This window comes from Providencia sp. PROV189, assembly GCF_028480065.1.
Lineage (GTDB): Bacteria > Pseudomonadota > Gammaproteobacteria > Enterobacterales > Enterobacteriaceae > Providencia > Providencia stuartii.
The window spans coordinates 1-2855 of the sequence record NZ_JAMPOG010000044.1; the positions used below are offsets into that span (position 1 = coordinate 1).

The window sequence follows — 2855 nt, forward strand, 5'->3', positions numbered from 1 at the left end:
TGGGGAGTGGACACTTGCAGCTTATTATCACGAATAATTTGTTTTCTTTCTGCCGTCAGCTTCATGTTCATGACATTATCTATATTCACAGGCAGTAAATCTCCGCCTATTAATCATAATTAAAATAGTTTATGAATAACTTGAAGCTCTGGATTAATCGAAATCAAGTCATCAATTATTTGGTGATAAATAACTGGCATATTTTTCTTCCATCCTACCATATCTGGGCGGTGCTCTATTGCCATCGGGGTTTTTAATAGCGGATGATCAATAATAGGCGTTGTTAAACCGTGTTTAGCTCTGAAATTTTTTACGGCTTGGTATTCAAAAGGCCACGCTAATAAAATTTCCATATCAATTTCATAGCCTGTTGAGCTTTGTTCATTCTCATTCTCTGCAAATAATGCAGACCATTCAATATGCCTGTCACATAAAGTAATCAACCATTGTTCTATAACGTCATGACTTTCAGTATAAAATGCTTCTTGGCAGAATCGTTGATAAAACGGGTCAATAGGAATACCTGCACTCTCCCAATCTATGGTCTGATTTTTTTCACTTGCCAGCATTTCAATGGCTAACACGCCTAATTTTTGAGGACGGGTATACATTGGAAGGGATTTTGCCATTTTTCCCGATTGAATACTTTCAATGATTTTATCGTAGCAAAGATGTCCAACTCTAAAATCGTCACAAGCGAAATCCATTAATAAAATTTCGCCTTGCTCAGCAAGGTTAAAAAAGCATTTGTGTCTTTTATAGTTATCATAATAACCCAATATATAGTTTAAATTCTTATGATAAAAAAAACGTTCAAATGTGTAGAAAACTTTATTAACTTTTTTATACAACTGAAACATATATATCATTGCAATTGATGATGCATTAAAGTCCAAAATAGACATGTAATCAATATATTTATTCTCATTATTATCATGCATTACATCTTCAATGCTTTCAATAAAATCTTCATTTATAAGATCTTCAATGTCATTAACATCCCTAGTTGTTTGATTGACTCTTTTTTCTACATATTTAATTACATCATTTGCTCTGGTCATTTATTTAAACGCCTCAATTATATAGAAAGAACCGTATTTATTATTGCTTGACACATCCAATTTACCATCAATAGCAACCGTTAATTTAAAACCTGCAATATTACTCTTACTGATATCTTTTTTAATTTAAACTAACATTTTCCTTTGAGCTCTACTTAAATTATAATCATTATGTCCTTGAACAAAAGATATATTTACTAGACCAGTATGCTTACTTATATTTCCAATATAATCTTTTTGAGATTCACTTGGCTCACCACTTTTTGGTGTTGCATTTGACCCAAACTTATCCTTCATCGTCGTTTTGATTTCAAACGAGACCCCACTCAGGTGACGGTGACTCAATTTTGCAAATGAAATCATCTTCATAATCATTCTTTATTTAAAGCTAACATACTGACTAACAACTGTATTCACTCATTCTTTATTGTTTTAACCCCTATGATTAAAACACCCCGCTCAAGATACTTTTTTTACTGCTTGCTTAATCCACTGCGACAAGCCCCCCTCCACCAGAACAGCCACAAGCCACTTTGTGACCTTCAAATGCGACGGGAATTCCGTTGATTTTCATTAAACCGTCGCCCTCGACGATAGCACCTGTTGTTTTACATAAAGGGCAATAAACTGATTCACTCACACAGGCGACTCCTTGGATTTGTTTGGCAAGGGATGAACAGGTCAGCACCATGCCACCTGTGCCGATGGTATCATTTTTTAAAATAATTTTACGACCATTAACTGTGCTACGCATTATTGACTCTATTTTAATGAGTCTATCTACATGGTTCAAAAACAGTTTAACCCGTCTAAATATTGTGCAACGAGACAGAGAAAGACAATGTTCTCTTTACGTATCTGCACTGTATTGATATTTTCCAGTACTTGCTTTAAGAATAACTCTTTTTCTTTATAGTTATCAGTAAATTGTTTATTCATATCCTTTAATAGAAACAATTCAATTTCTGATTTTAGTATCGAGGGTTCATTACCGATAACCAGATAGCATTTTTTGGCATAATCGATGATTTCACTGACGTTGTGTGATAAATCGAGAGTTTGATAATACTCAATCATACCTTCTAACCATACTTTACTTTTGAGTCTTTGAACAAAACTACTTGCTCAAGATGCTCTTGTACCGTTTGAAATAACGGTGACTGTGCGTAACATTTCCCACAATAGAGCATGAATGTTGTCTGCGTAACACACAAATATTGGCTTGCTCAACCAATAGATTCAAAATACACATAATTTTTCTTTAATTGATTAAACAAGGCCTCTCGCTTAATTTCATGGTGATCTAATGCTACGCGATGTTCTTCTTCAAAGTAGGGAACTGCATCAAGATAAAAAGCTTGCAGCTTATTATCACGAATAATTTGTTTACTTTGTGCCGTCAGCTTCATGACATTACCCATTTTAAAAATCGGTAAATTAACCGCCTATTGTTCATGATTAAAATAGTTTATGAATAACTTGCAGCTCGGGATTAATCGTAATGAGGTCATCAATTATCTGATAATAAATTGATGACATATTTTGCTTCCAGCCCACCATATCAGGACGGTGTTCGATCGCCATTGGCGTTTTTAATAGTGGATGATCTATGACAGGGGTGGTTAATCCATGTTTAGCCCGGAAATTTTTAACCGCTTGATATTCAAAAGGCCAAGAGACTAAAAGCTCCATGTTAATTTCATATCCCGTTGAACGTTGTTCGTCGTCATTATCCCTAAACATGGCCGACCATTCGATATGTTTATCGCACAATGTAACAAGCCATTGAGCGAT

The 2855-nt window shown here is 34.6% G+C and carries 5 protein-coding genes and 1 pseudogene; all 6 read right to left on the minus strand.

The features are described from left to right. Positions 1-119 precede the first annotated feature (119 nt). Entirely contained in the window at positions 120-1061 is a 942-nt protein-coding gene (locus PR833_RS18260) for a hypothetical protein (RefSeq protein ID WP_272526402.1), read from the minus strand. A gap of 126 nt (positions 1062-1187) precedes the next feature. Continuing rightward, complete coding sequence (locus PR833_RS18265) at positions 1188-1430, minus strand: hypothetical protein (protein ID WP_053109724.1); 243 nt, start codon at positions 1428-1430, stop codon at positions 1188-1190. 115 nt (positions 1431-1545) lie between these two features. Then, positions 1546-1815 (minus strand): PAAR domain-containing protein, encoded by a 270-nt coding sequence (locus tag PR833_RS18270; protein WP_061064370.1) that lies wholly within the window; start codon positions 1813-1815, stop codon positions 1546-1548. 35 nt (positions 1816-1850) lie between these two features. Then, positions 1851-2138 carry a hypothetical protein gene (locus tag PR833_RS18275; protein ID WP_237069605.1) on the minus strand — a complete coding sequence of 96 codons (288 nt, stop codon included), beginning with the start codon at positions 2136-2138 and terminating at the stop codon, positions 1851-1853. A gap of 149 nt (positions 2139-2287) precedes the next feature. Beyond that, positions 2288-2470: a hypothetical protein gene (locus tag PR833_RS18280; protein ID WP_237069606.1), complete on the minus strand. Its 183-nt coding sequence runs from the start codon at positions 2468-2470 to the stop codon at positions 2288-2290. Positions 2471-2519: 49 nt separating this feature from the next. Beyond that, positions 2520-2855: pseudogene (locus tag PR833_RS18285) on the minus strand (hypothetical protein); the annotation flags it as partial.